Origin of the sequence: Rhizobium leguminosarum (assembly GCF_002953715.1) — a bacterium.
Classification (GTDB): Bacteria; Pseudomonadota; Alphaproteobacteria; order Rhizobiales; family Rhizobiaceae; genus Rhizobium; species Rhizobium leguminosarum_V.
Genome location: NZ_CP025012.1, coordinates 629,537 through 651,688 on the forward strand (window position 1 = coordinate 629,537; position 22,152 = coordinate 651,688).

23 protein-coding genes are annotated in these 22,152 nt (G+C 60.8%); 8 read left to right on the forward strand and 15 right to left on the reverse strand.

Annotated features, from left to right (window positions below; all coding sequences use genetic code 11):
- Positions 1-2: 2 nt before the first annotated feature.
- The gene (locus CUJ84_RS03060; RefSeq protein ID WP_018449324.1) at positions 3-938 is read right to left on the reverse strand and encodes a histone deacetylase family protein; all 936 of its coding nucleotides are present in this window, start codon (positions 936-938) and stop codon (positions 3-5) included.
- 287 nt (positions 939-1,225) lie between these two features.
- On the opposite strand from CUJ84_RS03060, the gene CUJ84_RS03065 reads away from it, so the two are divergent.
- Together CUJ84_RS03065 and CUJ84_RS38615 are read left to right on the forward strand one after the other, a co-directional pair.
- Positions 1,226-1,627 (forward strand): acyl-CoA thioesterase, encoded by a 402-nt coding sequence (locus tag CUJ84_RS03065; RefSeq protein WP_105005133.1) that lies wholly within the window; start codon positions 1,226-1,228, stop codon positions 1,625-1,627.
- A 206-nt stretch (positions 1,628-1,833) separates the two neighbouring features.
- On the forward strand, positions 1,834-2,271 hold the full coding sequence (locus CUJ84_RS38615; RefSeq protein ID WP_245457514.1) for a hypothetical protein: 438 nt from the start codon (positions 1,834-1,836) through the stop codon (positions 2,269-2,271).
- A gap of 379 nt (positions 2,272-2,650) precedes the next feature.
- Here the strand turns inward: CUJ84_RS38615 and CUJ84_RS39240 are convergent, their stop codons facing one another.
- The 7 genes from CUJ84_RS39240 to CUJ84_RS03100 are packed head-to-tail and all read right to left on the reverse strand — an operon-like array spanning position 2,651 to position 8,916.
- Positions 2,651-2,788: a hypothetical protein gene (locus CUJ84_RS39240; protein WP_348632679.1), complete on the reverse strand. Its 138-nt coding sequence runs from the start codon at positions 2,786-2,788 to the stop codon at positions 2,651-2,653.
- Positions 2,789-2,843: 55 nt separating this feature from the next.
- Positions 2,844-3,515: a flavin reductase family protein gene (locus tag CUJ84_RS03075; protein WP_105005134.1), complete on the reverse strand. Its 672-nt coding sequence runs from the start codon at positions 3,513-3,515 to the stop codon at positions 2,844-2,846.
- 1 nt (position 3,516) lies between these two features.
- Positions 3,517-4,938: a M24 family metallopeptidase gene (locus CUJ84_RS03080; RefSeq protein WP_105005135.1), complete on the reverse strand. Its 1,422-nt coding sequence runs from the start codon at positions 4,936-4,938 to the stop codon at positions 3,517-3,519.
- 45 nt (positions 4,939-4,983) lie between these two features.
- A complete protein-coding gene (locus CUJ84_RS03085; protein WP_105005136.1) occupies positions 4,984-5,805 on the reverse strand; it encodes an ABC transporter permease in 822 nt (273 codons plus the stop codon).
- Positions 5,798-6,625 (reverse strand): ABC transporter permease, encoded by an 828-nt coding sequence (locus tag CUJ84_RS03090; protein WP_032999150.1) that lies wholly within the window; start codon positions 6,623-6,625, stop codon positions 5,798-5,800. Before CUJ84_RS03090 ends, CUJ84_RS03085 begins: the two co-directional genes overlap by 8 nt.
- A 9-nt stretch (positions 6,626-6,634) precedes the next feature.
- A complete protein-coding gene (locus CUJ84_RS03095) occupies positions 6,635-7,684 on the reverse strand; it encodes an ABC transporter substrate-binding protein (protein WP_018068377.1) in 1,050 nt (349 codons plus the stop codon).
- Positions 7,681-8,916 (reverse strand): ABC transporter ATP-binding protein, encoded by a 1,236-nt coding sequence (locus CUJ84_RS03100; RefSeq protein ID WP_105008072.1) that lies wholly within the window; start codon positions 8,914-8,916, stop codon positions 7,681-7,683. Before CUJ84_RS03100 ends, CUJ84_RS03095 begins: the two co-directional genes overlap by 4 nt.
- 504 nt (positions 8,917-9,420) lie before the next feature.
- On the opposite strand from CUJ84_RS03100, the gene CUJ84_RS03105 reads away from it, so the two are divergent.
- The 4 genes from CUJ84_RS03105 (at position 9,421) to CUJ84_RS03120 (ending at position 13,358) form a co-directional block, all read left to right on the forward strand.
- Positions 9,421-10,353 carry an ABC transporter substrate-binding protein gene (locus tag CUJ84_RS03105; RefSeq protein ID WP_105005137.1) on the forward strand — a complete coding sequence of 311 codons (933 nt, stop codon included), beginning with the start codon at positions 9,421-9,423 and terminating at the stop codon, positions 10,351-10,353.
- A 5-nt stretch (positions 10,354-10,358) separates the two neighbouring features.
- Positions 10,359-11,231: an amino acid ABC transporter permease gene (locus CUJ84_RS03110; protein WP_105005138.1), complete on the forward strand. Its 873-nt coding sequence runs from the start codon at positions 10,359-10,361 to the stop codon at positions 11,229-11,231.
- Between the two features lie 88 nt (positions 11,232-11,319).
- On the forward strand, positions 11,320-12,450 hold the full coding sequence (locus tag CUJ84_RS03115; protein WP_105005139.1) for a sugar phosphate isomerase/epimerase family protein: 1,131 nt from the start codon (positions 11,320-11,322) through the stop codon (positions 12,448-12,450).
- Between the two features lie 161 nt (positions 12,451-12,611).
- Positions 12,612-13,358, forward strand: a complete 747-nt coding sequence (locus CUJ84_RS03120; RefSeq protein WP_105005140.1) for a GntR family transcriptional regulator — start codon at positions 12,612-12,614, stop codon at positions 13,356-13,358.
- 63 nt (positions 13,359-13,421) lie between these two features.
- On the opposite strand, the gene CUJ84_RS03125 is transcribed toward CUJ84_RS03120, so the two are convergent.
- Positions 13,422-14,945: an FAD-dependent monooxygenase gene (locus CUJ84_RS03125; RefSeq protein WP_105005141.1), complete on the reverse strand. Its 1,524-nt coding sequence runs from the start codon at positions 14,943-14,945 to the stop codon at positions 13,422-13,424.
- Between the two features lie 454 nt (positions 14,946-15,399).
- Here CUJ84_RS03125 and CUJ84_RS03130 point away from each other — a divergent pair, with 454 nt between their 5' ends.
- Positions 15,400-16,944 (forward strand): methionine--tRNA ligase, encoded by a 1,545-nt coding sequence (locus tag CUJ84_RS03130; protein WP_105005142.1) that lies wholly within the window; start codon positions 15,400-15,402, stop codon positions 16,942-16,944.
- 168 nt (positions 16,945-17,112) lie between these two features.
- Positions 17,113-17,331, forward strand: coding sequence for a hypothetical protein (locus CUJ84_RS03135; RefSeq protein WP_105005143.1), 219 nt, complete (start codon positions 17,113-17,115; stop codon positions 17,329-17,331).
- Between the two features lie 152 nt (positions 17,332-17,483).
- On the opposite strand, the gene CUJ84_RS03140 is transcribed toward CUJ84_RS03135, so the two are convergent.
- The 6 genes from CUJ84_RS03140 to CUJ84_RS03165 form a co-directional block, all read right to left on the reverse strand.
- Complete coding sequence (locus CUJ84_RS03140) at positions 17,484-18,623, reverse strand: PAS domain-containing sensor histidine kinase (RefSeq protein ID WP_105005144.1); 1,140 nt, start codon at positions 18,621-18,623, stop codon at positions 17,484-17,486.
- Positions 18,620-19,411, reverse strand: coding sequence for an alpha/beta fold hydrolase (locus CUJ84_RS03145; RefSeq protein ID WP_105005145.1), 792 nt, complete (start codon positions 19,409-19,411; stop codon positions 18,620-18,622). The genes CUJ84_RS03140 and CUJ84_RS03145 overlap by 4 nt, the downstream gene beginning before the upstream one ends.
- Positions 19,412-19,467: 56 nt before the next feature.
- A complete protein-coding gene (locus CUJ84_RS03150) occupies positions 19,468-20,010 on the reverse strand; it encodes a GXWXG domain-containing protein (protein WP_105005146.1) in 543 nt (180 codons plus the stop codon).
- Positions 20,011-20,161: 151 nt separating this feature from the next.
- Positions 20,162-20,725 carry a biotin transporter BioY gene (locus CUJ84_RS03155; protein WP_047614436.1) on the reverse strand — a complete coding sequence of 188 codons (564 nt, stop codon included), beginning with the start codon at positions 20,723-20,725 and terminating at the stop codon, positions 20,162-20,164.
- A 24-nt stretch (positions 20,726-20,749) separates the two neighbouring features.
- A complete protein-coding gene (locus CUJ84_RS03160) occupies positions 20,750-21,358 on the reverse strand; it encodes an energy-coupling factor transporter transmembrane component T family protein (protein ID WP_105005147.1) in 609 nt (202 codons plus the stop codon).
- Positions 21,358-22,032, reverse strand: coding sequence for an energy-coupling factor ABC transporter ATP-binding protein (locus tag CUJ84_RS03165; RefSeq protein ID WP_105005148.1), 675 nt, complete (start codon positions 22,030-22,032; stop codon positions 21,358-21,360). The genes CUJ84_RS03160 and CUJ84_RS03165 overlap by 1 nt, the downstream gene beginning before the upstream one ends.
- Positions 22,033-22,152: the final 120 nt, after the last annotated feature.

Genomic DNA, 22,152 nt, shown 5'->3' on the forward strand with positions numbered 1-22,152 from the left:
TCTCAACCCTTCATCATTCTCAGAATGTGCATGCCCGCCGATTCGGCGAGTCCCTCGAGATCATAACCGCCTTCGAGCAGGCTGACGACCCGGTTCTTCGCGTGCCGGTCCGCGAGTTCGAGCACGCGCCCGGTCGCCCAGTCGAAATCCTCGCCGGTCAGATTGATCTGCGCCAGCGGATCGCGGTGATGTGCGTCGAAGCCGGCGGAGATGATGATGAGGTCCGGCCGGAAATCGTCCAGCGCGGGCAGCACACGCGATTTGAACGCCTCGCGGAAGTGGTCGCTGCCGACATTCGGCGAAAGCGGCGCATTGACGATGGTGTTGTGCGTGCCCTTCTCGTCCTTGGCGCCGGTGCCGGGATAAAGCGGCATCTGGTGCGTCGAGCAGAACAGCACCGAGGCATCGTCCCAGAAGATATCCTGGGTGCCGTTGCCGTGGTGCACGTCCCAGTCGACGATGGCGATGCGCTCGGCGCCATGCGTTTTCTGCGCATGCCGGGCGGCGATCGCCGCATTGTTGAAGAAGCAGAAACCCATCGCCGTCATCTTCTCGGCATGGTGCCCTGGCGGGCGGGCAGCGACGAAGACATTGTCGGCCCGGCCGGTAAAGACGTCGTCCACCGCCGCCATCGCCCCGCCAATGCCGGTCAGCGCCGCCTGCAGGCTTTTGCTGCTTGCATAGGTATCGGCTTCGATCTGGTTGATCTCCCCCTCTTCCTCAGGGATCTCCCGCATGACGGCGATGAGATGTTCTTCGGGATGGGCAAGCAGCACCGCATCCTCGTTCGCCTGCGGCGCCTGCCGGCGCTCCAGCCGCTCGAAATTCGGATGTTCCAGCGCGACATTGATGGCGCGGATCCTGTCCGATCGCTCCGGATGGCCGGCGGGCGTCACATGTTCCAGGAAGATCGGGTGTTCATAAAGACGGGTGCTCATGAAGACACTCTATCGGTCGCTTATGTCATGTGCCACAGCAGATGGGGCATCGCCTGACGATTTCAACAAGCGCTCTTGCCGCGCCTTGCGACGGCTCGCCTATCACTACTGTCTCATTTGCGCCGTTTCCGTCGAGCAGCTCCATTGCAACGGCGCCGCATCCTTTCATGTGCGTGGAGGACACTGTAACACTTTGAACTATTGCGTAATTTTATCCTTAAGCCGGTTCCGATATAAGCTATTATGAAGTAGTGTTGCTATGGGAACTCTGTAAGGCAGATCTGTTGATGAGTCAGTCGAAACGTCCTGATGTGGCGGAAATACGTGTGCCGTTTCGCGATGTCGATATGACCGGCCAGATGTTTCTGGCCTCCTATATTTCCTATGCCGAGTCCGTCCTAGCGAGCTTCTGGTCCTCACGGCCCGATATCGATGACGAACCCGTCTATAGCCCCAGCAAAGTTTCCTGCATGCTCCACCGCCCGCTGCACTATGACGAGCCGGCAACCTTCACCGCCACCGTCGACAAGATCGGCATGCATTCCATCGGCTTCCTCGTTTCGATCGACACCGGGGAGGAGCGTGCCGCCGAGGTCGAGATCATCTGGCAGGCCCGCACCCGCGAGGACCAGTCGCCGGCCTCGCTGCCGGAGGAAACGCGCGACTGGCTTTATCGGTTTTTGGATTAGGGGATTGCCAGGAAAAGTGCAAAGCAGCTTCCTGGGGAATTGCGTGAGAACAAAAGGCTAGGTGTTCGGTCCATGTAGGGCGAAGGTGGCCATTGTGTTGATTGGTTCGTGCCGACATGTCCGCATATTAGCTCCGATAGCCCTGTGCTTTTCCTATGAAGTTTGCGGCATTTTCCTGAGGTAAGTCTTCCGCGATGCAAGTTTAAATGGCAAAGATTGGCCCGGTGAGCAAATATATTCCACTAAACATCGGGATCGCCATTCGGGCTAGCGCCAGCGACCTCCATTCCTTCCGTTGGAAGACCGGCAAACGCGTTGAAGCAGACTTTTTTATCGATGACCCCAGACATTTGCTGAGGGTCTCATTTGATGGTCCGTGTATCGTCCGATTGATTGATGAAATGCCACTGAGCACTGAACACGAGCACAGTGCCGACGAAGGCTTGGTTCGCGATCACTTCGCATATCAAGTGGAGGAAGCTGCCTTCAATAAGTCGCAGTCTGAAATCTGGAAAATGGCAGTTGGTGTATACGGCCCGACGTCTCACTTCCGCTTCGTAACTGGCTGGACGTGCATGGATGTCGTGACACCAGCCACGCCCGAATTTGAGATAGTCCCCCGAGCCATTGCACAAGAAGCCTAACCTGCTTCGGGTCGGGTTTTGTGCAATCAGGCAAGTCTAAATTCAGGGGGCGTGATGCTGCTTGCATCAATGTAAAATGATGCACGTCATGACATCCTGATTGCCTTCGATCAAATTGTGGAGTTTTCGACGAAAGGCGAGCGCAAGGGGCAGTGGGACACGGATGACGTGGTGACGTTCATGTACGGAAAATACAACGGCGCACTCCTTCTGGCGCTGCGGGATTTCTGGAAGGCACTTCGTTCAGCTTGGCCCGACAAATAAAAACCTCCCATATCTCCGCATCGTGGAGATGAACCTCCAAACTGAGAACCTGTTTCTGCCGGCGACGAGCCGAGAAGGTCCGGGCAGGTCAGAAGTCAAGAATCGTACAGCGACTCTATCCGCCGTCACGGACGGCAAACCAAAGCGACCCGGCTTCGACAGCTTCTTCCGCATTCGCCTCGCCCTCACAGGCCCAGGCGACTATTCCGTCGGGACGGACGAGCAGTGCAGTCAATCCCAGTAGGCCCTTCACGTCGCCCTGGACCGGATCACCCAACGGCGCGCGATGGCCCGGAGCCCAAACCTGGCTACGCGATGACCGGCTCCGAAACGCTCTTTCTTGAACTCCACTCCTCTTTGGTCTGCGTCTTGATGTCGAACTGGTCGCGCGTCCTTGTGTAGGTATGGCCGCCCATTCGTCCGACGGCGTCCATCAGTTGCTGGTCGATATGCAGGTTCGTCGGATTGACCGCATCGCTTCTGACATAGACGCCGAGGACTTCGCCGAGGATGATTTCGCGGGCGGGGCCGACCTGCAGGGTCGTGTGGCGGCGGCATTCGAGTGCTGCGGGGGCTGCGAGGATGCGTGGGCTTCTGACCATCTGTCCCGGCGCCGTTGCCAGGCCGGCTTCGGAGAGTTCGTCGACCTCGGGCCCGAACTTGATGGCGCAGACCTCCATCTGGTCGACAAGGGCGTCATCGCAGATATGGACCGTAAACTCGCCGGTTTCGCGGATGTTGCGGGCGGTATCCTTGAAACGCATGTCGGCATAATTCTCGACGCCGATGGCGACGATCGCCGGGTCGTGGGTCAGGACGTTGAAGAAGCTGAACGGGCCGGCATTCGGCAGGCCTTCCTTGCTCACCGTCGTCACCAGCGCGATGGGGCGCGGGATGACCGTGCCGATGAGGATTTTGTAACGCTCGCGCTCGGTCAGCTTGGCGAAATCGAAATGCGTGTGTTGTTTATGATTGCTCATGTCAGGACTCGGCAGCAACGCGGTGGGTTTCAAGCGGGGTATGGCGGCTGAGGTTCTCGAAACCGTCCTTGGTCACGACATACATGTCGCCGATATTGCAGCCGGCCGACAGCGGTTCCAGCCACTGCGTATGCAGCACGAAGACCATGCCCTCCTCCATCCTGTCGTAGTTATGCGAGGAGATGTTGAAGCTGTTCTGGCCGCCGGCCATGCCGACCGAATGGCCGAGGTTCGGATTGTGCGGTCCGTGCGTTGCCGGATAGACGTGCATGAGCTTGCGGCCCTGCGCCTCCCAGTCGATGTCCTTCACATACTGATGGGGGATCAGGCGTGCGCCGCCATCCGGCATCGGCGACCAGTTATAGGGCATGGTGCGCGCTTCCGGTGACGAAAGCATGCCACGCTCGATCATCGGTTCGAAGGCGGCGTTATTGACGTCGCGCATCAATGCGCCGGGCCTGATGAGCTTTTCGGCCCGCTTGACGCCTTCGGTGCAGGCGGCAAGCACATCCTCCTGGCGGCTGGTGATGTCGCCGATCGCGATCATCCGGGCGGTCTGGGCGGTATAGCCGCGATAGGTGACGTTGGAGATATAGAGGTTGATGAGGTCGCCGGGCCGGACGATGTGGCCATAGGGCTTGCCGCAATGCGTGCCGAATTCGTTGATGCCGATCTGGTAGCCGTCGCCGGTTTCGCCGCCGAGCGCCATCTGCGCATAGGTGAAGGCGGCCAGGATTTCATGGTCGGTGACGCCTGACTTCGCCACATGATAGGCGGCCTGCGTGCCGATGCTGATCAGCTGGGCGGCGGCGCGGAACATCTCGATCTCGGGCAGTGAGCGGACCTTCTGCATGCGATCGAGAATGGCGTTGTCAGCGACGAACTTGCTCTTTGGCATCAACTCGTCGAGCGCAGACCAGAAGGTCAGCGACGTACGATCGCCGATCCTGCCGATCTGGGCCTTGGCAAGACCGAGACTGGCGAGAACCTCGGCGCATTTCTCAGCGGTCTTGAGGACGGAATCGCCGGGACGGTCGGCATATTCGCGGCCGATCGGGCCGATCTGCCAGATTTCGTCGACGAGTACGGGCTCGCCGCCCGGCGGGAGCAGGACGGATTGGGTGAAGAAGGACAGAAGCACCATCGCTTTGTCGGCATCGGTCGGAATGATCAGCACGCCTTCGCGCATCCAGTCGCAGATATAGCGAAGATAGGCGTTCGAAGCGTGGAACCAGCCGACGCTGCCGGCGTGAACGATCAGCGCGTCATGACCGGCCTCGACCGCCTGACGGCGAATTCTGCGAAGGCGATCCTCGAACTCTTCGACAGGAAGCGGCAAGGGCGCGGAGAAGTCGAAATCCGGTTGGAAATCGGCCAGCAGCGATCCCATCCCGCCGCCTGCGTTTGTCGCGCGCATGTTCATGAATGTGTTCCTTCCAAGTTCAGGCATAGGTCAATGACGGATTGTTCAGGCCTGCCGGGGCGGCGCGAGCACGCGCCGGGCAACCAGCAGTCCGACCAGCGTCACGGCGATCAGAATTCCGGAGATTGCCGCGACGCGCACATCGAGCGATTCCTCGATCAGCGCGAACATGCGCAGCGGCAGGACCGTCGTTCGGGCGTCGGCGAGGAAAAGCGATACCGACACATTGTCGAGCGACTGGATGAAGACGAGGAATGCGCCGGCCAGAATGCCGGGCATCAATAGCGGCAAGGTGACGCGCCGCAGGGTCATGAACCAGCTCGCGCCCATCGTCGTCGATGCCTCGGCAAGCGAGGGATTGAGGCCCTGGGCGACGACGGAGGCGGCGCGGTACATCAGCGGCCCGAAGACCACGACATGGCCTGATACGGTCAGCCAGAGCGACGGCTTGAAGCCGATGAAGTTGGCGACGATCAAGGCGGCAAGGCCGTAGACGAGGCTCGGCAGGACGAGCGGGGCGAGAAGCAGCGGCTCGATGGTGCCGGCGGTGCTGCGATTCATGCGCGTCATGCCGATGGTTGCCGGAACCGCAAAGATCAGCGATCCGAGGACGGCAAGGCCGGCAATCTTCAGCGAGTTCCAGGCGGCGATATGTTCGGTTGCCGAGCGAACGGGATCGAGCAGCGCCGCGTACCACCTGAGCGAAAAGCCCTGCGGCGGATATTTCAATGTCTGCCCCGAGGTGAACGACATCGTCAGCGCTATCACGATGGGTGCGACGAGATAGATGACGCAGAGCCCGCCGAAACCGTAGACGAATGCCTTGTAGAGCATGACGGGAATGGGATTCTCGCGACGATCACGCATGACCGACCAACCTCCTGTGACGGGACATCATGGTAAGGGCGACCAGCAGGCAGCCGGTGGACAGCAGCAGGACGACGGCGATGGCCGAGGCCAGCGGCCAGTCGAACAGAGTACCGACCTCGCGGTAGATCAGCTGCGGAACATAGACGTTGCGCGCGCCGCCGATGACGGCCTGGGTAACGAAGGAACTGCTGGTGCTGGCAAAGACCAGGATCCAGCCCGCCAGCAGGCCCGGCAGCATCAGCGGCAAAAGCACGGTGACAAAGATGCGCCAGGGACCGGCGCCGGAAACCTGGGCCGCTTCCGTCAGTTGCACCGGCGTGCGCGACAGGATCGCGATCAGCGGCAGGATGATCAGCGGCAGATCGATCTGGCACATGGCCATGACCAGGCCGAGTTCGGTAAACAGCAGGCTGGTCGGCATTCCCGTCAGGCCGAGCCCGACCAGCGCTTCGCTGATCGGCCCCTGGCGCCCGAGGATGACGATCCAGGCGAAGGTGCGCACGACATTGCTGGTCAGCATCGGAATAAGCGTCAGGAAGATCAGAACCTGCCGCAGGTTTCGGCCGCCGTGCCAGTAGAGGAGTGCGATCGGCACGCCAAGCAAGGTCGTGCCGATGACGGTTTCGAGCCCGAGCCTTGCGGTATTGACGAGGACGCGGAAATTGAACGCGTCGCCGAAGAAGCGGGCATAATGGTCGAGGGTCGCTCCGCCGGGACCGGCGAAGCTGAAACCGACGAGGACGGCGAGCGGCGTCGCGAAGAACGCCACGGAAAGCAACAGCATCGGTAGGACGTATGGGAAGCCGCTCGCCTTCATCACATCACCTCAACCGGCAACCAGCGCGTCGAACTGGCGAATCCAGTCGTCGCGGTTCTTGTTGATCGCGACCCAGTCCGGATAGACCATGGTCTTGATCTGGTCGCGGGTGACATAGGCTTCGATGCCGGGTGTCAGCGCCACGTCCTTGTTGGTCGGGAACATCTCGGTCGGCGGCTCCTTGAGCTGGTCCTGGGCGGCCTTGGAGATCGCGGCATCCATATAGGCATAGGCCGCGTCGAGATTGGCCGAGCCCTTGGTCAGGTGGATGTTGACGGGGGCTGCCGGCGAGCCGGTCTCCGGATGGACGAACTCGGCGTTGAGGCCGAGGCTCTTCAGGTGGGCGACATTGCCGGTCGAGCACATGAAGACGGCGATTTCGCCCTGCTGGAACAGCGTCATCTGATGGTTGGTGCTGTCGACCACGCCCTTCAGATGCTCCGGATGATCCTTGAACAGCTTGAAGACGGCGTCCATGTCGTTCGGGCCGGAGCCGAAGATCTTGGCGATCTCGGTATAGGCCATGACGGCGGTGTTCGAGGCAAAGCCGGTCCAGGAAACCTTGCCGCTATAGGCCGGGTTTTCAAAGAGATCGCGATAACCCTTCGGCTTCGGAACGAGATCGGGATTGTAGGCAATGCCGTTGACTTCGATGGTCACGGTCGGGCCGTATTCGCCCTGGAAGGACGGATCGAGCATGCCCCAGTTCTTGAGCTTGCTCGGATCGATCTTCTGGATGAGATCCTTCTCGATGGCGACGGCCATCTGGCCGGGCGACATCAGCAGCGTGTCATAGGGCGGGTTGCCGGGGCTTGCCATGATCTTGGCAAGCTGGTCCTGCGCCATCGCCGGGGCAATGGTCAGGTCATAGCCTGCATCCTTGACCATCGGCGTCAGCACTGTGCGGTAGGCATCCTCCCAACTGCCTGGGAAAGTGGCGGCAACGGCTCCGCCGCCGGCAGCGCGGGCGGAAAGCGGAAGCATGGCCGATGCGGCGACACCGGCCGCCAGGAAACCGAACCCACGACGGGTAATCTGAAAGTCCTTCATCACGTTCACCTCTGTTGATCTGTTTCTTCACTCATGATTTCCGGTTCGGCCGGAAAGGTGTGACACCTTGCGGTGTCGATCTCGGCAAATAGCGGCGTTCCCGGTTCGGGAATGAATGTGGTGGGGCCTCTGACCTCGGAAGCGCGCAGGCCCGTGCCGTCTTCGAGGGCAAGGTCATGGACGAGGGATGGGCCGAGCGGCACGGAAACCGTCATGCGAACGGGCAGGGCGCTCTCGCTCGGCTGTGTCGACAGGCGAACTTCCTCCGGCCGGAAGGTGATCGTGACCTTCGAGCCGAGGGTGAAGTTCAGCCGGCGCGGCAGGAGCAGGGTCCGGTCATTCGCAAGGCCGATCAGCGTGCTCTCGGCATCGAGCCGCAGCACCGTTCCATTGAGCAGGTTTGCCTGGCCGATGAAGGTGTTGACGAAGAGCGTCTTCGGGCGGTCATAGACGGTCATCGGCGTGTCGATCTGCTCGACATTGCCCTTGTTCATCAGCACCAGGCGGTTTGCGAGGCTCTGGGCTTCCTCCTGGTCGTGCGTGACGATCAGCGTCGTGATGCCGAGCGTCTTCTGCAGGTGCAGCAGCTCCACCTGCAGATCGAAACGCAAGGCGCGGTCGAGCGCGCCGAAGGGTTCGTCGAGCAGAAGAAGGGACGGGCGCCCGGCAATGGCACGCGCAACGGCGACGCGCTGCTGTTGCCCGCCGGAGAGTTCGCGCGGCAGGCGATTGCCATAATCCTTGAGCCTGACGAGAGACAGCATCTCCTCGACGCGCGCCTTGCGCTGAGCGCGAGGAAGCTTCTGGCAGGCCAGCGGATAGGCGATGTTTTCTGCGACCGTCAGATGCGGAAACAAAGCATAGTTTTGAAAGACCATGCCGACGCCGCGCGAGCGGGCCGAGACATCGGCCAAATCTCTCTCTCCGAGCACAATCTTGCCCGCCTTCGGCTGGATCAGCCCGGCGATGGCGCGCAGTACGGTCGACTTGCCGCAGCCGCTCGGCCCGAGCAGGGCAACGATCTCGCCGGCCTCGATATCGAAAGCCACGTCGCTGATGGCGTTCTGGCCACCGTAACTGTGGGTGAGGCCCTGAACGCTGAGCCGCTTGCGTTCAGCCATATTCGGTATGCCTTGCATAGGGCCTCCCTGGTTCTGGGTCGAGGTCACGGATTGCTGCGCTGTCTCCGGCACAAGACGGAGATGCGGTCCGGCGAGAAATTTTGCGTCGAGCTTGTTCATGAGAAACGAATTGCAAGCGGCATGCCAGTTTTGCCGATTGTCTTTGTCGTTAATGCCAAGCCAATGAAAATTAAGCAATATTTTCGACTTATAAAGTTTCGAAAGTTTATAATAATACATATTCGATTTGAAATTCGCATTTAGTTTTTGTATAAATTTTCGCCAGCGTCGTATATTAAATGGGCATCAGATAGAAACAGCCACGGCCCCTGAGCGGGCGATCAAGCGCCGAAAAGCGCGGGATTTGGCATCTGAAGAGGTGTTTTTGGGTCTTGTGAGCGAATGAGGCGGTCAAAAGTGATGCGGCAGGGCAGGGGAGAGTAAAAATTGTGCACCATATGTTCGAAACTTCATGCGAATTATATTGCGAAACTCTGTCCGAAATGTCGTCATTAACAAAAAACCTATTAATATCAGGTGATTATTGACGCGCCACTGCAGGTGGCACGGCGATTGCATGGATGATCCCGAGAATTCACCGACACAAAAATGAAAGGGGATCACATGATGCGCATTCAGAAAATCTTGAAGGCCGGGGTTGCCGGAGCGATGGTCTCTTTGATCGCGGCCTCTGCTTATGCCGCCGGAGGTGCCGCTGAGAAGATGACGCCTGATGCCGATGTCGCCAAGCTCCCCGGCGTCGTCCTCACGCAGAAACTGGCCGACGGGCTGCCGCCCTCCATCAAGTCATCGGGCGTATTGAAGGTCGCGACCGACCTGACGCCACCGATCAGCTTTCACGGCGAGGATGGCAAGCTGATCGGCATCGATGCCGATATCGCTGCCGCACTCGGCGTCATCCTGGGTGTCGATGTTGAGATGACCGATGTCGGGGCGGGTGCGGCGATCGTGCCCTCCATATTGGCAAAGCGCTTCGACATCTCGATCTCGGGAATCAACGACGATCCGGAGCTGGAAAAGCAGGTCGACGTCATCGACTACATGTATGACGCAACGACGATCATGACGATCAAGGACAATCCTCTCGCCATCAAGGGCATGGAGGATCTGTGCGGCAAGAAGGTCGCCGTTCCCGTCGGCACCTTCCAGGCGAAGATGGTCGAGGCGGCATCGGCGAAATGTGCGACCCCGGTCAATATCATGTCGATCCCGAAAATGCCGGATGTGCTTCAGGCCGTCCGCACGGGGCGGGCTGACGCCACGGTCAATGGTTACGCCACCAGCGTCTACACGACCGAACACCAGACCGGAAACGGCAAGGGCCTGCAGGCGCTGCCGGATATCCGCCTTGCCGTCGGTTATCTCGGCATGCTGACGGCCAAGGACAATCCGCAGCTGCGCGACAGCGTCGTCGCCGCCTTGCAGCAGATGGTGGACTCCGGCGCCTACGAGACCATCATGAAGAAGTGGAGCCTCGGACCGCTGGCCGTGAAGACCGTCAAGGTCAACGATGCCGCCAGCATGCCTGCGGATTGACGCCGATGGCCCTGTTTCAAGCGTCACCCATATCGCTCTCCCTTGCGCCATCGGTCGGAAGACCGATGCGTTGGGGGCAGATCGCAACCGGTGCCATCGCGATTTCAGCGCTGGCCTTCTTTGCGCTCGTCGTCGGGCAGAGCCAGAGCATCCAGTGGTCGGAGATCCCCCACTATCTGGTAGATCCTTCAATCCTGCGCGGCGTCCTGCTGACGCTTGAATTGACGGCAGGCGCCATGGTGTTCGGCATTGTGCTCGGATGCCTGCTGGCGTTGATGGCGACGAGCCATAACCTGGTTCTCAAAGCCATCGCGGCTGGTTTCGTCTGGTGGTTTCGCGGCGTGCCGCTCATCGTCCAGATCTTCTTCTGGTTCAACATCGCCCTCTTCATCCCGCAGGTCGGGATGGGAACCTTCACCATTTCGATCAACGATCTGGTGACGCCGGCCCTGGCCGGCTTTCTCGCACTCGGACTGCACGAAGCCGCGAACATGTCGGAGATCATCCGCGGCGGCCTGGTCGCGGTCGACCGCGGCCAGCGCGAGGCGGCCACGGCGCTCGGGCTGAAAAAGACCCAGACTTTTTTCACCGTCATCATGCCCCAGGCCACGCGTATCATCGTGCCGCCGACGGGGAACCAGGCCATCGGCATGCTGAAGGCCAGTTCCATCGTCTCGGTCATCGGCATGCAGGATCTGCTGACGCAGGCGCAGGCAATCTACGCCCGGAACTTCCTCGTCATCGAACTGCTGTTCGTCGCCTCGATCTGGTACCTCGCCATCACGAGTGTCGCATCCATAGGCCAGCACTATCTCGAAAAGAGTCTCGTTCCGAAAGGCCGGACAGCAGAGAAGCCTCGCGCTCCCGGACGGGCGTGATCGCGGATCCATCGACGTGAATTGAGATCAACAACGAAGGGGTCGCCAGTGCAGCGCGCCCCATCAGGAAACAGCAGAGGAGCATGACATGAAATTGGGAATCGACAGCATAAAGCTGCCTGAGGCGAAGAAGCGTGGTCCGCTGGCAAGCCTTGATCACGTCAAGGAACTTGGGCTCGCAGGCATTTTCTTCAGTACGGCGCTGGACATGAGCCCCGATCTCGACAGCGGCCTGCTGCACGAGATCAGGGCGAAGGCTGACGATCTTGGCCTCTATCTCGAAAGCGGCATCGGCAAGATCAATCCCTATTGCAGCGCCGAGGAACCGGCGCTGCGGGCAGCCGGCGGCGGCGATATCATTGCCGGTTTCACGCGCATGATCGAGGCAAGTGCCGCAATCGGCTGCCATGAGCTCTGGGTTGCTCCGGGCAATTTCAAGAGCGAATATCGTGGCCGGCTGGCCAATGACCGCTTCCGCACCGATGTGACCTGGGAAGAGCAGTTGCTCGGGATCGAAAAGGTCCTCCGCAAGCTCGCTCCCGTCGCCCGTGCCAATGGCGCGCACATGAACATCGAAACCCATGACGAGATCACCTCCTTCGAGATCCTGCGATTGATCGAGAAGGTCGGCGCCGATTGCGTCGGCGTCGTCTTCGACACGGCCAACGGACTGCAGCGGGGCGAGCATCCGGTCTTCGCCGCCAAGCGCCTGGCTCCCCATATCCGCCAGACCCATATCAAGGATGCCTATGTCGGGCGCGCTCCGGGTGGTCTCGATTTCCAGACCAGACCCGTTGGCGGCGGCATCGTCGATTTTGCTGCGATCCTCCCCATTCTTGCGGACGCCAACCCGACGCTGAACCTGTCGCTGGAAGTCGCCCAGTCTGTCGCCGACAAGCCTCGCAAAGCCAATCCGCGCCAATGCATCGAGATCGACGATCCTATCTGGCGCGCCGGCCACCCGGACCTGACGGCGGATGAGCTTGCGGCCTATATGGCGATGGTGGATGCCTATGAGAAACGGGTCGCCTCAGGTGAATTTCCGGACTGGGTAGCCTATGAAAGCAGCCAATACGGCTACCCGACCTACGAAAATCAGTCTTACGGCTTTAACGAGGCGATCGGCTTCATCAGGCAATCGGCCCGTCACATCGAGGCGGTTTGCACCGAAAAGGGTATTGCCCTGTCCGCACCGGTGAAGAAGCAGAAAGCGGCCTGAGTCCCAAGGCGGTGTCGGTGTTTTCGCCGGTACCGTCGATCGAAATACATGTGCCGAGATGATCTACGCAAGAATATTCTTATGGAAATAATTATCGGGCACGGATATTTGGTGAGCGATCGAATCCACGCCGGGCCGCCAGAGGCAATTTGGAGACTGCAATGAGAAAGATGCGCCGTCAGAGTCCCAAAGCGATGACAGCGACTAATGGGTCGGTGGAGAGCGCCGATACCCATGACGATGTTTCGGAACGTATCCGCGCCACGCTTGCCGCCGCCATCGGCGAGGGTGCGCTCAAGCCCGGTACCAAAATCCTGGAGGAGGCGATCGCCGAGCATTTCGGTGTCAGCCGAACCGTCGTGCGCGGGGCACTCGGTGTGCTTGAGAGCGACCACCTGCTGGAACGCAAGAGAAATCGCGGCACCTTCGTCGCCGAGCCGAGCGTCGAGCAAGCAAAGAGCCTTTTCGAGGCGCGTCGGAAGATAGAGAGGCTGCTTTTGGAACTCGTCATCGCCCGGGTCACGCCGGAGCAGCTGGATGCGTTGCAAAAGCTGACGGACGAAGAAGAGCACATCCACCACCACGGCGACGAAAAGTCGAAGACGGTTCTGTCCGGCAAGTTCCACATTGTGCTCGCCGAAATGGCCGGCAACCCGGTGCTGACGGAAGTGCTCGCCAAGATCGTCGCCCGGCTTTCCCTCGTCATGTCGCTCTATGAGGAAGACCGCAAGGACGACTGCGGTGCGGACCATCATCGCATGATCGTAGCCGCCTTGAAGGCGAAAGACCTCGCCAAGGCGCAACAGCTGATGGACCACCACCTCGCCGACATCGAGGGTCGTGTGCGCCTGACCGAAGGGCAGGGCGACCGGCACACATTCCTGGCCGTGCTGGAGAGTTTTTCCTGATGGAGACCCGCGCGTATCGCTGATGCTTGCTTCCGGGCTTGAATCAACCAGAGTCCGGCGACGCTATCTGCTGTCCCGAACAGCAAACCAACGCGATCCGGCTTCGATCGCGTCTTCAAGATTCGCCTCACCCTCACAGGCCCAGGCGACAATTCCATCGGGGCGGACGAGCAGGGCGGTCAGTCCCAGCCGGTCCTTCACGTCACCCTCGACATATTTGACCCGGTCGCCCCAACGGCGTGCGATCGACCGGAGTGCTGCGCGATGGTCGAAGTCGATCAGCAAACCCCTGCCGTCGGCGAGCAGGGCGGCGAGCCTGGTGCCATCAGTCCATTCGAAGTCGGGGGCGCTGCCGCCGGCCAGTGTGTGGCCGCCGCCGAGATCATAGCGCATCGACGCATTCCAGACCCGATCGGCGAAATAGGTGGCGCCGTCGCGGGTGGCGATGAGATCGCGGATGATGGCTTCCATCGCCCGGGCGTGGGGGCCAGGCCGCATGATCGAGACCTGCGCCCGCGACCAGGCGAGAACCCGTTCACCGATCGGATGCCGTTCGGTGAAATAGCTGTCGAGCAATCCGTCCGGCGCATCGCCCCGGATGGTCGCGGCGAGCTTCCAGCCGAGATTCATGGCGTCGCCAAGCCCGAGATTGAGCCCTTGCCCGCCGAGCGGCGAATGAATATGGGCCGCATCACCGGCAAGCAGCACCCGGCCCCTCCGATATTCCGTCGCCTGCTGGGCGCGATCGGTCCAGCTCGTGGCGACGTGCAGCGCGGTCAGCGTGACATCGGTCTGCGATATCCGCCGCAGCACGGCTTGCACATGCGCAAGCGTGATCGGGCCGGCGCGGTGAGATGCGCCGCCATCAAACTCCACCATGCCGAAATGGCCGGGCTGCGTCTGGAAATACATGCCGGTCGGCGTCAGCTGTCGGCCGAGCTTCAATTTTTCCGGGTCGGCCAGATCAACCTGCACGGAATAGCCGGTAAATTCGGGATCGGTTCCGACGAAGGAAAAGCCGCCAGCTTTGCGCACCATGCTGCGGCCACCGTCACAGCCGACCAGCCAGCGGCCCTCAAAGCTCTGATCTCCAGCTTGGATCGTGACCCAATCGGCTGATTGTGCGAAAGCTTCGAGGCGCACACCCCGTCTGACCTCGACGCCGATCGCCTGCGCGCGGTCGGCAAGGGCGGTCTCGATCCGCTCCATTTCGGCCGCCATATTGCTGTCGGCCGGGCTCGGTAGTCGATAGGCCCATTTTGAGCTATCGATCCGGTCATAATCGAAGGGGATGCCGGCGAAGTGTCCGGCCTGCCTGCGCACTTGTCCCGCCGGCTTCGCCTCCCGCCTGGCCGCTGTAAGCGCATCGAGCAGGCCGCGCCGGTAGAATGCTTCAATGGTCGGCAGCGTCAGGCCGCGCATGCCGAAGGGCAGTTTTTTCAAGGCCAAGTGCGGGTTTTCCGCTTGCTCCAGCACCCGCACGGAAACCCCGGCAAGGCGGAGCTCGCAGGCCAGCAACAAGCCGACCGGCCCGGCGCCTGCAATCACGACATCGAAGAGAAAAGAAGACGGGTGGCGATTATTCATGAACGGCTCCTTATGGTCGTTCGACCGGAGCAGTTCGTCGTTCTGACAACCACACGGACGAACGGTGGGCGCTTTCAGCGTCCGACGTTCGTCGCGGGGTCTCATGCCTGGGGCAGGGGACAGAGCTTCCGTTTCCAGAAGGACTTGGGCTTACCAAACCAAGTCTGCCTTTTCCGACGTCGGCACCATAGCGGCATGCTGTTTGGTCCGCAACGGCTCCGTGACAAAGCGGAAGCACCATGCCCGGTCAACGAGCGTGCTTGTTCGAAACGGCCGTTGATGCTAGGAAAATCGCATGGACAACACCGTGATCAGCACTTTCGTGATGATGATGCCGCGCTCATAGCGTGGCGGGTTTCGTGCGTCCAGAATGCACCAGCGACCGCCCTCGAGGCGGTCTTTTCATGGGTCGATCCGTCTCGCGGGCAATAACAGCCTTCGAAAGGAAACGCCGATGAACAAGATCTACATCACCACCTCGATCCCCTATGTGAATGCCGCGCCGCATGTGGGCTTTGCCCTCGAACTGGTCCAGGCCGACGCCTATGCCCGCCATTCCCGGCTTCTCGGCGACGACGTCAGGTTCCAGTGCGGAACCGACGACAATAGCCTGAAGAATGTCCGGTCGGCGGAAGCCGCGGGACAACAGGTGAGGGACTTCGTCAATGCCAACGCCGACCGGTTCGAGCGCCTTGGCGGCCTGCTCGACATCTCCAATGAGGAATTCGTCCGCACCTCCCGCGATCCAAGGCATATCGCCTGCGTCCATGCCTTGTGGAGGGCATGCGCCGGAAATGGCGACCTCTATCGCAAGGCCTATGAGGGCCTTTATTGCGTCGGTTGCGAGCAATTCTACGAGCCGTCGGAACTCGATGACGGGCGCTGCCCGGAACACGGCATTGCCCTTGAGACCATCCGTGAGGAGAACTGGTTCTTCCGTCTCTCCCGATACGGCGACCGGCTGCTTGAGTTCATTGAGACCGGCGAGATTCGGATCGTCCCAGCCCATCGGCGCAACGAGGTCCTTGCCCTGCTGCGGCGTGGCCTGAGCGACATCAGCGTGTCGCGCAGTGCCGAGCGGGCGCGAGGCTGGGGTGTGCCTGTCCCCGATGGGGATGAGGTCGTCTATGTCTGGTTCGATGCCTTGGCGAACTACCTCACAGGTCTCAGCCACGGGTCCGATGAAACCCTCTTGCCGCGCTATTGGAACGGCGGCCAACGCATCCATGTCGTCGGCAAGGGTATTTCCAAATTCCACGCCATCTACTGGCCGGCCATCCTTTCGTCCGCAGGCCTGCCGCCGCCATCGTCGATCCTGGTGCACGGCTACGTCACGGTGGATGGCAAGAAGATCGGCAAGTCGGCCGGCAACGGCATCGATCCGGAAGGCATCATCCAATCCTACGAAACACCGGACGCACTGCGATATTACCTGCTCCGGCATATACGCTCGGGTGACGATGGCGATTTCTCGGCCGAGCGTCTGGAAGCCGCCTGGTCGGGAGAGTTGGCAGGGCAGCTTGGAAATCTCGCCAACCGGGTGCTTGCCCTCCTGTCTACTTCGTTCGACGGCATCGTCCCGCCGGTGCCAGACAGCGCGTTTGTGGAGGCTGTCGCCCGCCTTCCGGGCAAGGTGGCCCAGGCTTTCGATGCCTACGAGCTTCATGTCGGCCTCGCCGATATTTTCGCGTTTATCGGCGAGGCGAACAGGCGGTTTGCACAACGTGCACCATGGGCGGATGCGAAAGCCCTGCTTGCCGATCTCGCGCCGGAGGATCGGAAGGCGACCGCCGCTCGTCTCGGCGCCTCCCTGGCCGAGCAGGTCTACGGCCTGGCGATCATTGCTCGCTGCCTCCTGCCGTTCCTGCCAAGCTCGGCCGCAAAGCTGCATTCCAGGCTGGGAATACCGTCGCCTCGGCTCTATCGGGACCCCTTGATCGTGACGGGCGTCAAAGCCGCCCCGCAAGCCGTCCTCTTTCCGCAAAGAGCGGCGGCTTGAAGGGGAACCAGCCCGAGATCCACTGCGCTGCAACTTAGGCAGCGCAGAGTTTTGACGTGATCCAGACTGTCATGAAAGTTTCATATTCAGGCTATTTCCGGGAGCGGGAAAATAATCTACTATTTTAGTCAGGAAAAGAGATTTCCTGAAACAACGAAAGGATACTGATTGGAGACATTTCTTGTGGTTGCCGTGCTCGTTGGGGGTTTCGCACTGATCTTTGCGCTGATCGCCAGGGCAGAAAGAGGCGCCACCACCCAGACCACCGCAAACACCAAGCGCAGGTGGGGCAATTCGGGAGGCTCCGGCGATGGAGGTGGAGGCTGGTTCGACGCCTCAGGCGACGGCGGCTGTGATGGCGGTGGCGGAGATGGAGGAGGAGACTAAATCAAACTGAAATCGATAGAATGCCCGACCGCCTCAAGGCGGTTTTTTGTTGCCCGGATTCCGGGCCGTGCCGAGATGGCGACCGGCTTCGGCGCCAGGCGCGCACCGACAGCAAGGGATAGCCGCTCACGCCGGCCGGCTGTGTGGCCCTATCAATCCAAGGGCATCACAAAGGTGAAGCGCGTTTCCTTGTCATCGGAACTGACCGTGATCGTCCCACCATGGGCGCGGGCGATTTCCGAAGCGATGTGCAGACCGAGCCCCAACCCTCTTTGACTTGTGCCGGCTTCGCCTCTGAAGAAGGGCTGAAAAAGCCCTGTCATCGCATCGCTGGAGATCGGAGCGCCGCCATTGGCGATCCAAAGCCCCAGTCTTCCGTCGACGGTTGCCGCAGATAGCCGCACCGGTTCGTCCGGCGTCCCATGGGTCAGGGCATTTCCCAAGAGATTGGACACCAGCTGGCCAATCCGGCTGCTGTCGCAATTTATAGGGCCGTCCAATTCGATGCTCACCTCAATTCTGCGGTCGAGGTGACTATAGCGGAGTTCTTCGATGACCTGCCGCAGGATCGGCTCGAGCTCCTCCGCTCGCCTGTCGAGCACGATGCCGCCACCCAATCGTGCGCGCGCGAAGTCGAGGACGTTGTCGATCAGGCCAGACATGCGAACGACGCTGCCCTGCATTAAATCGAGAACTTTGGTCGAGCGATCGGTCTGCTCTTCCTTTCGCAACATACGCGCCGCAGCGGCAATCGAGGCAAGCGGATTGCGCAGGTCATGGCCAAGGATGGCGATGAACTGCTCCCGCAACTCGGCGGTTTGCTGTTCGAAGTCGAGCTGGGATTTGATGGTGGCGCCGGCAGCGTCCGCGGCTGCGCGCGCTTCGACCAGCTCCCGTTCATAACGGCGACGCTCGGCAGCCTGGAACATCGTCACGCGGGTGAAAAGCAAAGCACCGTCTTCTGCACGTCTTTCCATGGCATTGGCGAGCACAGGCAGTTTTCTGCCGTCCGCCGCGACAAGATCGAGGGCAACCTCGTTGAAAAACCCCTGCATGCGCAGCAGAGGCGCAAAATGGGTTTCGTAGAATATACGGCCAGAGGTGTTGAGGAGGTCGTGAAGTCGTTTGCCGAGGAGTTGCTCGGCAGGGGTGCCGATCCAGGTGGAGAGCGTTCGGTTCACCTTGACGATGCGCCCGTCCGGTTGCAGCGAAAGATAGCCGCAAGGCGCGTTTTCGTACAAGTCCTCAAGGTCTTCCGCCGGCATAACGATCTGCGTGTCGCCACCAGTCATCGGACGAACCGCCGGATTGCAGATATGACCTCGTCGGGAGCGCTGAGGTTAGGGCAGTGGCCACTCGCATTCAGCACGACCAATTGACTGTTTGGGACCTGCCGATGGACGAATTCGCCGACCTCTTCGGAGGCGATGATATCATCACGGCATTGAAGGATCAGCGTTCTGGCGGTGACTTCAGGAAGGTCGCTGCGATTGTCCGAGGTGAATGTCACCCGTGCAAACGCCTTGGCGATTTCCGGATCGGTGCGGCAGAAACTATTTGTCAGCTCGTCGCTAAGTTCTGGTCGATCGGGGTTGCCCATGATGGCGGGCGCCATGGCGGCAGACCACCCCAAGTGATTGTCGTCCAACGATGTCAGGAGTTCGTCTATCTCAGCGGCGCTGAAGCCGCCGATATAATCGTTGTCGTTGATATAGCGCGGCGACGGCCCGACGAGGATCAGGCTTTCAAACAGTTCCGGTGCCTGCAGCGAGGCGATGACGCCGATCATCGCGCTGACGGAGTGCCCGACGAAGACCGTTTGCGTCAGGCCAAGTTCGCGGCAAATTTCCACCAGGTCATCCGCATAACCGGACAATGACGAATATTTCCCGGCATCATAAGCCGCAAGATCGGATCGTCCCGCGCCAACATGATCGAACAGCACCGTCTTGAAGTCGCCTTCAAAAGCCGGAGCCACGAAGCGCCACATATTCTGGTCGCACCCAAATCCATGCGAAAAGATCATCGCACGCTGGCCATCGCCCCCGACTTGAACATGATTTCGATCGATGACGGTCATCTCGTCCTCTTCCCTGCTTTCATAGCATGTTCAGGCTGTCTTGGATTGAGGAAAGATCATTCAGGCGCCAGCACTTTCCGGAGCCTGAAGAAGAACCGCCGAGGGTCGCCGCGCACGCACATCATTCCGGCAATCTCGTCATCGTCAATCCTTCGGAAGTAATCCACGATCGGCTGTTTGTCGTAGATCATCGCAGCCGTTTCGATGCCGTCGAGAGACTGAAGCCGCAACGAAGCGGTCGTGCCTCTCGCTCGAAGCAGCTTCTGCAGGTATGAGAACCAGCTGCGCGCGACGAATGTCCGGCCAAAGGGCGCCATCTTGATCGCCAGCCTAACGGGTAAGAAACTTGGCTCGAGCGCCACGAGTCGGCCCGGTCTCCACGTGAAGAGCAGGGCGTCCGCCCGCATGTCGGAATGGAAGCGCTTGCCAAACCAGTTGAGATTCTCGAGCACGCCGTCCAGTGGATGATCCGACGGAATGCCGACGCCGCTCCAAAGGCCGACCATGTCCTTCAGCTGGACAGGATCCAGCGAGCGGAACCAGGCAGCCATCTCCTCCTGCCGGCCGCTTCGCATGGGTTCTCCTTCAGGGATGTTCATTGCGGGAAAATGAAAAGAAGGTTTGGAAGTTCCCGCTCATGCGGACGGGGTTGAACGCCTGGTGAGGCTTTCGCATAGGTTCTATGTCTTTAAGCGCAACGGCCCCCGAAGGGGCCGTTGGGGTATTCACCAGACAAGACCGGCCTATGCGTCAGGCGCGCGACGGCAGCAGGGGATAGCCGACCATGACGGCGCGGCCAAGCAGGGCTGCGACGAAAGCCTTGATCACATCGCCGGGAATGAAGGCCATCGAGCCGACGAAGGCTTTCGTGAAGCCGAGGCCGGCGACGGTGGCGAGATAGGTGATGCCGAAGGCGTAGAGCACGACGATGCCGCCGGCCATGGCGGTGAGGAAGAAGCTCACCGTCTGCACCAGAGCGGATTGCTGATGGTTGACCAGCCTTTCGCTGAGATAGCCGGTGACGAAGGCGGCAAAGATCCAGCCGATCAGGAAGCCGGCCGTTGGTGACGCGAAGATGGCAAGGCCGCCGCGGCCGCCGGAAAGCACCGGCAGGCCGATGGCGACCAGAACCAGCACGATCAGCACGGCAATCGCGCCGCGCCGGGCGCCGAGCACGACGCCGGCCATCATGACGCCGAGGGATTGGGCGGTGATCGGTACCGGAATGAAGCCGAGCGAGATTGGCGGCAACAGGCCGAGCGCCACGATGATCGCGGCAAAGAGGGCGGTAAGAACGAGGTCGCGAGTGCTCATCATGAATTCCGTGTTTATCAATCGTTAACTCACATGCCGCCGAATGCCGCGCGCGTCAATCGCCGCAGCGATATTATCCGCATCCTTGAGCGTCAGGATGATCAGCGGCGCAAGCAGCGTCGTCGGCCGGACCTTCAGCCCGCGTGCCTTATGCGCCTCGCGGATCGCCTGATAACGCCCGACGATCTCCGGCACGAAACGCAGCACCAGCCCGAGCGCCAGGCCGATATCGTCGGCCTGCACCCAGCCGGTGCGTTCGAGCGGGCGGGCAAGCGCCGTCACCTCGTCGATGAACTCGGTGATCGACGTCGTCGCCGTCACGGTGGCGGCAAGAAGCATCAATGCCGTCAGCCGCAGCAGCGGCACGAGCGCCTCCTGCCAGGGATTGAAGATGAGGTTGAAAAGCGCCACGACTGCGATTGTCAGGAAGATCGGCCGCAGCCGCCTCAGCCCATCGGCAAACGGCAGGCCGACCATCCGATAGAGAGCAGCCGTCAGCAGTACGGCGATCGAAAGCAGGATGAGGTTGTCGCTGATGAACAGGAGGACGCCGAAGGCCGTCAGCGACAACAGCTTTACACGCGGCGAAAGCCGGTGCATCACGCTGTTGCCTTCGACATAGAGCGATTGCATCAGGCGGCGATCTCCTTGTAGCGGGCGATCGCTTCGGCAGCCGGCGCATCCGCGGCAAGCCGCCCTTCATGAAACAGCAGCACCCGCTCGAAGCCGGCGATCAGCTCCAGATCATGCGTGATGATGATGGCGCTTTCCGGGAGCCCGGCGATAATCCCTTCGACCAACGCCCGGTTCTTGAGGTCGAGCTGGTTGGTCGGTTCGTCGAGGATCAGAATGCCCGGCCCCGTCGCCAGCACCGAGCAGAGGGCCGCCACCTGCAGCTCGCCGCCGGAAAGCTCGTGCGCGCGCCGATCGGCCAGCGCCTCAGCGCCGAAGCGGGCCAGCACGCCCTCGACCTTCGCCTCGATCTCCGCCTTGGTGAAGCCGCGCCGTTTCAGCCCGAAGGCAATGTCGTCTTTGACGATCGGCAGGATGATCTGGTTCTGCGGCGACTGGAAGATGAAGCCGACATCGGCCACAGCAGTCTTCTCGTCGCTGGTGTCGCGGCCGTTGACGGTGACGCGGCCGACCGATGGCTTGGTCAATCCGTTGATCAGCCGCGCGAACGTGGTCTTGCCCGAGCCGTTCAGCCCGATGACGCCGATGCGTTTTCCACTGATGCTAAGCGTCAGCGGTTGCAGCGCCACCCGTGCCCCGAAACTGACCCCGGCGCCTTCGAAACGAATATCCAAACCCATCCCTCGCATCCTCGCGAACCCGCTGCAGACGTTTTGCGGCGTGGTACGTCTTCGACGCCTTGCCCCGTGAGATCGCCGCCTGCCCCTCATCCGCCTGCCGGCACCTTCTCCCCG

Excerpts from the sequence above, each read along its gene's own strand:
- CUJ84_RS03105 (WP_105005137.1), top strand. The coding sequence starts at position 9,421 with ATGATGCGCATTCAGAAAATCTTGAAGGCCGGGGTTGCCGGAGCGATG.
- CUJ84_RS03085 (WP_105005136.1), bottom strand. The coding sequence starts at position 5,805 with ATGCGTGATCGTCGCGAGAATCCCATTCCCGTCATGCTCTACAAGGCA.
- CUJ84_RS03060 (WP_018449324.1), bottom strand. The coding sequence starts at position 938 with ATGAGCACCCGTCTTTATGAACACCCGATCTTCCTGGAACATGTGACG.
- CUJ84_RS03120 (WP_105005140.1), top strand. The coding sequence starts at position 12,612 with ATGAGAAAGATGCGCCGTCAGAGTCCCAAAGCGATGACAGCGACTAAT.
- CUJ84_RS03115 (WP_105005139.1), top strand. The coding sequence starts at position 11,320 with ATGAAATTGGGAATCGACAGCATAAAGCTGCCTGAGGCGAAGAAGCGT.
- CUJ84_RS03160 (WP_105005147.1), bottom strand. The coding sequence starts at position 21,358 with ATGCAATCGCTCTATGTCGAAGGCAACAGCGTGATGCACCGGCTTTCG.
- CUJ84_RS03065 (WP_105005133.1), top strand. The coding sequence starts at position 1,226 with ATGAGTCAGTCGAAACGTCCTGATGTGGCGGAAATACGTGTGCCGTTT.
- CUJ84_RS03110 (WP_105005138.1), top strand. The coding sequence starts at position 10,359 with ATGGCCCTGTTTCAAGCGTCACCCATATCGCTCTCCCTTGCGCCATCG.
- CUJ84_RS03130 (WP_105005142.1), top strand. The coding sequence starts at position 15,400 with ATGAACAAGATCTACATCACCACCTCGATCCCCTATGTGAATGCCGCG.
- CUJ84_RS03125 (WP_105005141.1), bottom strand. The coding sequence starts at position 14,945 with ATGAATAATCGCCACCCGTCTTCTTTTCTCTTCGATGTCGTGATTGCA.
- CUJ84_RS03145 (WP_105005145.1), bottom strand. The coding sequence starts at position 19,411 with ATGACCGTCATCGATCGAAATCATGTTCAAGTCGGGGGCGATGGCCAG.
- CUJ84_RS03080 (WP_105005135.1), bottom strand. The coding sequence starts at position 4,938 with ATGAACATGCGCGCGACAAACGCAGGCGGCGGGATGGGATCGCTGCTG.
- CUJ84_RS03090 (WP_032999150.1), bottom strand. The coding sequence starts at position 6,625 with ATGAAGGCGAGCGGCTTCCCATACGTCCTACCGATGCTGTTGCTTTCC.
- CUJ84_RS03155 (WP_047614436.1), bottom strand. The coding sequence starts at position 20,725 with ATGAGCACTCGCGACCTCGTTCTTACCGCCCTCTTTGCCGCGATCATC.
- CUJ84_RS03150 (WP_105005146.1), bottom strand. The coding sequence starts at position 20,010 with ATGAACATCCCTGAAGGAGAACCCATGCGAAGCGGCCGGCAGGAGGAG.
- CUJ84_RS03140 (WP_105005144.1), bottom strand. The coding sequence starts at position 18,623 with ATGACTGGTGGCGACACGCAGATCGTTATGCCGGCGGAAGACCTTGAG.
- CUJ84_RS38615 (WP_245457514.1), top strand. The coding sequence starts at position 1,834 with ATGGCAAAGATTGGCCCGGTGAGCAAATATATTCCACTAAACATCGGG.
- CUJ84_RS03100 (WP_105008072.1), bottom strand. The coding sequence starts at position 8,916 with ATGAACAAGCTCGACGCAAAATTTCTCGCCGGACCGCATCTCCGTCTT.
- CUJ84_RS03075 (WP_105005134.1), bottom strand. The coding sequence starts at position 3,515 with ATGAGCAATCATAAACAACACACGCATTTCGATTTCGCCAAGCTGACC.